5 protein-coding genes, 1 tRNA gene and 1 pseudogene are annotated in these 5,336 nt (G+C 67.9%); 1 reads left to right on the top strand and 6 read right to left on the bottom strand.

Translation table 11 applies throughout. The features are described from left to right. Positions 1-173 precede the first annotated feature (173 nt). The 5 genes from VGH54_RS05440 to VGH54_RS05460 all read right to left on the bottom strand — a co-directional run bounded on the left by VGH54_RS05440 (position 174) and on the right by VGH54_RS05460 (position 4,427). Positions 174-246, bottom strand: a tRNA-Ala gene (locus VGH54_RS05440). Positions 247-290: 44 nt separating this feature from the next. Continuing rightward, the gene (gene glpR, locus VGH54_RS05445; RefSeq protein WP_331510916.1) at positions 291-1,298 is read right to left on the bottom strand and encodes a gephyrin-like molybdotransferase receptor GlpR; all 1,008 of its coding nucleotides are present in this window, start codon (positions 1,296-1,298) and stop codon (positions 291-293) included. Positions 1,299-1,453: 155 nt separating this feature from the next. After that, positions 1,454-2,107: a GNAT family protein gene (locus VGH54_RS05450; RefSeq protein ID WP_331510917.1), complete on the bottom strand. Its 654-nt coding sequence runs from the start codon at positions 2,105-2,107 to the stop codon at positions 1,454-1,456. A gap of 21 nt (positions 2,108-2,128) precedes the next feature. Further along, a complete protein-coding gene (gene glp / locus VGH54_RS05455; protein ID WP_331510918.1) occupies positions 2,129-3,445 on the bottom strand; it encodes a gephyrin-like molybdotransferase Glp in 1,317 nt (438 codons plus the stop codon). 73 nt (positions 3,446-3,518) lie between these two features. Further along, positions 3,519-4,427 carry a UTP--glucose-1-phosphate uridylyltransferase gene (locus VGH54_RS05460; protein WP_331510919.1) on the bottom strand — a complete coding sequence of 303 codons (909 nt, stop codon included), beginning with the start codon at positions 4,425-4,427 and terminating at the stop codon, positions 3,519-3,521. A gap of 24 nt (positions 4,428-4,451) precedes the next feature. On the opposite strand from VGH54_RS05460, the gene VGH54_RS05465 reads away from it, so the two are divergent. Then, the gene (locus tag VGH54_RS05465; protein WP_331510920.1) at positions 4,452-5,042 is read left to right on the top strand and encodes a 5-formyltetrahydrofolate cyclo-ligase; all 591 of its coding nucleotides are present in this window, start codon (positions 4,452-4,454) and stop codon (positions 5,040-5,042) included. Here VGH54_RS05465 and VGH54_RS05470 read toward each other — a convergent pair. Beyond that, positions 5,039-5,336 (bottom strand): annotated as a pseudogene (locus tag VGH54_RS05470) (HNH endonuclease family protein); the annotation flags it as partial. The gene VGH54_RS05465 and the pseudogene VGH54_RS05470 sit on opposite strands and share 4 nt — an antisense overlap.

Consider the following 5,336-nt stretch of genomic DNA (forward strand, 5'->3'; position numbering starts at 1 on the left):
GGACCAAATCAACGACGGGATCCGGGACGGTCTCGTTGCTTTGCAAGGGGTCTCGGGCTGACCTGCCGCACCTGGGTGCCGCGACCCCACGGTTCTGATGTGGACCTCGATGCCAGCCAGCCCGCTTAAGTCCCCAGCTGGACCTCGATGCCGGCCAACCTGCTCAAACTTTGTGGAGCTAAGGGGATTCGAACCCCTGACCTACTCGATGCGAACGAGTCGCGCTACCAACTGCGCCATAGCCCCTGATCGCTAGCAGGCTACCAGTCGCGGCCGAAGTCGCCGAACCGCTATTGCCCCACCGCTCGCGGCAAGACCCGGTCCCACTCGTAATCCCGGTCGGCGTACGGCGCGTAGTCGAGATGCTCGAAAATCGGGTCTTCGTCGTCGATCTCCAGCACCGCGGCTCCGGGACGCCGCAACCGCGACGGGACAACGTCGTATTCGCGGTCGTGGGTGTTCTCCACACCGAGCTGCGAGCGCGCCATCCGCTGGATCCGGCGACGCCGGACCCGCTCCTCGATCCGCGTCTGCCTGCGCAGGTAGCCCAGGTAGAGCACGGTCACCGCGGACACGACGCCGAAGAACCACCACGCCGTGGAGGTCACCAGGAACGCCGTCGCCGCTGACAGGACCAACGTCAGCGCCATGACCATCAGCACCCGTTTGCGGGCGGCGTATTTGCGGGCAACGGCTGCGGCAGCCTTGTCCGCGTCATAGCGATACCGCCGACCGAACGCCGGAGCGGCGGTCCTCGGCGGCTCCGCGCCGACCGGTATCCCTGAGGTGTCGTCGATGTATTCGTACTGATCAGCGTCGTCGTCGAACGCTTCGCCCTGGGCGTCGTACTCGACTTCGAGGTCGACCTCGGTGTCTGTATCTTGGGCGGTCTCCTCGCCAACTTCCGCGGTCGCGCTCACCGGCAACGCTTCGGAGTGGGGGTCGATGACGTCGAACTCGAGACAGTCGGGGGCGCCATCCTCGACCGATGCCGCCGCTGAAACCGTCACGACGCGCGACGGCGAGGCGTCTTCGGTCTCGTCGTCGTCGACGTCTTCAAGGTCGTCGTCGTATTCGTCTTGCTCGGGCTGCCAGTCGGGGTCACTGCGGTGGCCTGCCGCCGGCCCGCCGCGCTTGATCAGCCGGGCGGCCGCGGCGCTGTTCAGCACGCGGGTCGCCAACGCCACATCGCTGGTGCGCCGCACTGCGTCGCGCTTGCTGACCAGCATGGGGACCAGCACGAACAGCCAGAGCACCACGAGCGATATCCACAACAACGACTGCGGGATGCTTGGCATAGCGACCCGCTCCTTTCCCCGCAAGACTTAACCGGTGGCCAGCGCTGCCGGTCGAGGCACTCAGATCAATTACACATCTGTAATTTACCTCTGACAAGAATCATTAGTCACAAAAGTCACGTTGGTAACACGACACGCCGCGCAACTCGGTCGGACTACGCCCAGCCCGCGTGCCCGTCGCGCACCAGGGCCGACGTCACCGATCCGTAGACCTCCTCGACCGTCAGGCCGACCAACAGGTGATCGCGCCAGCCCCCGTCGACTTGGAGGTAGCGGCGCAGCAACCCCTCCTCGCGAAACCCGACCTTTGCCAGCACAGCCCGGCTGGCCGCATTCTCCGGCCGCACCGTGGCTTCCACGCGATGCAATCTGACCGGGCCGAAGCAGTGATCGAGACCTAGGGCCAAGGCTCCGGTGGCGACGCCGCCGCCGGTCACCGCACTGGACACCCAATAGCCGATCCAGGCCGACCGCAACGCGCCATGCGTGACGTTCCCGATCGTCAGCTGCCCACAGAACTCACCGTTCAGCTCGATCACATAGGGCAGCATCCGGCCGTTGCGCGCCTCCGCCCGCAAGCTCGAACACACCGCCGGCCACGTCGAAACCGAGTGTCGCGCAGTCCAATCAACTTCGGTACTGGGTTCCCACGGCTCCAGATGCACCCGATCGGCCAGCCGCGCGCGACTCCATTTCGCGGCGTCGCGCAGGCGCACCGGGCGCAGCCGGATCATGCCGGCGGCGACCCGCAACGGTCCGACCGAAGTCGGCCAGCCGGGGTGCTGTGAGTTGGAGCGCCACAGGTTCACGAGCCGATGCCACCAGGCCTTTCAGCCGCGCTGAGCCAGAAACGCGACTTCGACGACCTCGCCGGTGCGGATCTGCTCTGCATCGCGGGGAACCACGACCAGACAGTTTGCCTCGGCCAGCGTCGCCAGCAGGTGCGACGAGGCGCCCGGCGCCCCACCCAACGCCTGCACCAGATACTCGCCGGTGTCCTGATCGCGCATCAGTTGTCCGCGCAGGAAGCCTTTGCGGCCGGCAATCGAGGTGATCGGCGACAGCGTGCGTGCCTGCACGACCCGGCGCATCGGCTGTCGCTTTCCCAGCGACAACCGGATCAGCGGCCGGACCATCACTTCGAACACCACCAGCGCGCTGACCGGGTTGGCGGGCAACAGAAAGGTCGGCACACCGTCGCGGCCCAACTGCCCGAAGCCCTGAACGGAGCCAGGATGCATCGCGACGCGGGTGACTTCCATTTCGCCGAGCTCGGCGAGCACCGATCGCACCGCCTCGGCCGCCGCGCCGCCAACCGCGCCCGCAATCACCACGATCTCGGCTCGATTGACTTGACCCTCAACCACTTCGCCGAGTTCTCGTGCGTCGCTACTGACGATGCCGACCCGGTTCACCTCCGCGCCGGCGTCGCGCGCAGCAGCCGCCAACGCGTAGGAGTTGACGTCGTAAACCTGTCCGTTGCCGGGCGTGCGCGAGATGTCGACCAGCTCGCCGCCCACCGCGAGCACCGATACCCGCGGGCGCGGATGCACCAGCACTCGGTCGCGGCCCACCGCGGCCAGCAGCCCGACCTGGGCCGCTCCGATGATCGTCCCGGCCCGCACTGCGACGTCGCCGGGTTGCACGTCGTCACCAGTGCGTCGCACATAGGCACCCGACCGCACGCCGCGCAGCACCCGTACCCGCGACTGGCCGCCGTCGGTCCAGCGCAGCGGCAACACCGCGTCGGCCAGCGTCGGCAGCGGCGCCCCGGTCTGCACGCGCGCGGCCTGCCCCGGCTGCAGCCTGCTCGGCGTCCGCGCGCCGGCCTGGACGGTCCCCATCACCGGCAGGGTCACCCCGCCGCCCGACGAGGATCCTTCGGCCGCGCTCAGCGACCGCAGCTCGTCGTCAGCCTGATCGTCGGACTGATCTTCGGACGGATCGCCCTGCCCGACGCCTTGCACGTCGACACTGCGAACCGCGTAGCCGTCGATAGCGGCCTGGTCGAATCCGGGTAGCGGGTGCTCGGTGACGACTTCCTCGGCACACAGCAGGCCTTGCGCTTCGGCGATCGCGACTCGCACCGGCCTCGGCGCCACCGCGGCGGCCGTTACGCGGGCTTGTTGCTCCTCCACCGAACGCACAGCGCGCCTTTCTGCCGTCACCCGCATCAACCCCAGGCCGGAAGTGGCCGGGCCGGAAAGTGACGACTAGCCGCTAGCGTTCGGCCAGACCCAATCGGGTCACCAGCCACCGCCGTAGCTCTGGTCCGTAGTCGTCACGGTCCAAGGCAAAGTCAACCGCAGCCTTCAGGTAGCCGCCGGGATTTCCCAAGTCGTGTCGAGAGCCGCGGTGAACGACGACGTGCACCGGGTGCCCTTCTTCGATCAGCAACGCGATCGCATCGGTGAGCTGCATTTCGCCGCCGACACCCCGCTGAATGCGTGGCAGCGCGTCGAAGATGGCGCGGTCGAGGATGTAACGGCCGGCCGCCGCGTACAGAGACGGCGCGTCTGCCTGGTTGGGCTTTTCCACCATGCCGTTGACCTTCAGCATGTCCCTGTCGGCACCGGGCACCGGCTCGACATCGAAAACGCCGTAGGCGCTTATCTCTTCGGGCGTCACCTCGATCGCGCACAACACCGTGCCGCCGAACTGGGCGCGCACCTTCGACATCATCACCAGCACGCCGGTCGGCAGCACCAGGTCGTCGGGAAGAAGGACCGCGACCGCGTCTTCGTCGGCGCCCAGCACCGGCTCGACACAGCTGATCGCGTGCCCGAGGCCAAGCGGCTCGGTTTGCACCACAGACTCGACTTTGATCAGCGCCGGTGCGCGACGAACCTTGGCCAGCATGGCCTCCTTGCCCCGCGCCTCGAGCGTGCCTTCGAGCACCAGGTCCTCGACGAAGTGCGCGACGACGCCGTCCTTGCCTTCGGAGGTGATGATGACAAGCCGCTCGGCGCCGGCCTCGGCGGCTTCGGCCGCCACCAACTCGATGCCGGGTGTGTCGACGACAGGCAGCAGTTCCTTGGGCACGGTCTTGGTCGCGGGCAGAAAACGGGTGCCCAATCCGGCCGCGGGCACGATCGCCGTGCGGGGAACCGAAACTTGTGAGCCAGACATCGTTGAAACCCTATCGTTGACCTTGTGGCGACGGCGGGCAAGGCCGCATTGCGAGAACGGCTGCTAGCAGGCCGTCGCGCGGTTTCCGACGACGCCCACGCGCAGGAGGCCCGATCGTTGGCCGCCCATGTCGATGCCCTGACGATCAACGGCGGCCGCACGGTGTGCGCCTACGTCCCGGTCGGGGCGGAGCCGGGATCCATCGAGATGCTGGATGTGCTTCTGCGCCAAGCGGACCGGGTGCTGCTGCCGGTCACGCGCACCACCGGCGACGACTCCGCGATGGCCCTGCAATGGGGCGAGTACCGGCCCGGGCAGCTGATGGCCGCGCGATTCGGCCTACTCGAACCGGCGGGACCGTGGTTGCCGGCGACCGCCGTGGGTGACGCGAGCGTCGTGTTTGTCCCGGCGCTGGCCGTCGACCGCACCGGGGCCCGGCTGGGCCGGGGACGCGGTTTCTACGACCGCACGCTGGTGCTCCGGAATCCCGAGGCGCGCCTGATCGCTGTGGTCCGCGACGACGAGCTGCTCAACGAGGTGCCGCACGAGCCGCACGACGTGCCCATGACGCATGCCCTGACGCCCGGGCACGGCCTGGTCGAGCTGACCGGTTAGCAGTCCCGCAACACGTCGCGCATCGCGTCTTTCTCTTTGCCGACTCCCACAGCGGGTAGTCGGTCTTCACCTCGACCTGGCGGGCGACGAAGGCACATCGGAACGCCGTATTCGGCGGCAACCACGACGCGGCATCACGAAAAGCCTTGTCGCAGTTGACCTGACCGGCCACGGCCAACAGGTTGCGCGGGTCGTTGGCGAAGTCGCGCCGGCGCTGGCCCTCCCACAAGCGTGCGCCGTTTACCAGGCGTCGGCCAGCGCGACCACATGGTCGATCTGCACGGCCGAGCAGGT

This window comes from Mycobacterium sp., from assembly GCF_036488105.1.
Taxonomy (GTDB): Bacteria; Actinomycetota; Actinomycetes; order Mycobacteriales; family Mycobacteriaceae; genus Mycobacterium.

Excerpts from the sequence above, each read along its gene's own strand:
- glpR (WP_331510916.1), bottom strand. The coding sequence starts at position 1,298 with ATGCCAAGCATCCCGCAGTCGTTGTTGTGGATATCGCTCGTGGTGCTC.
- VGH54_RS05460 (WP_331510919.1), bottom strand. The coding sequence starts at position 4,427 with ATGTCTGGCTCACAAGTTTCGGTTCCCCGCACGGCGATCGTGCCCGCG.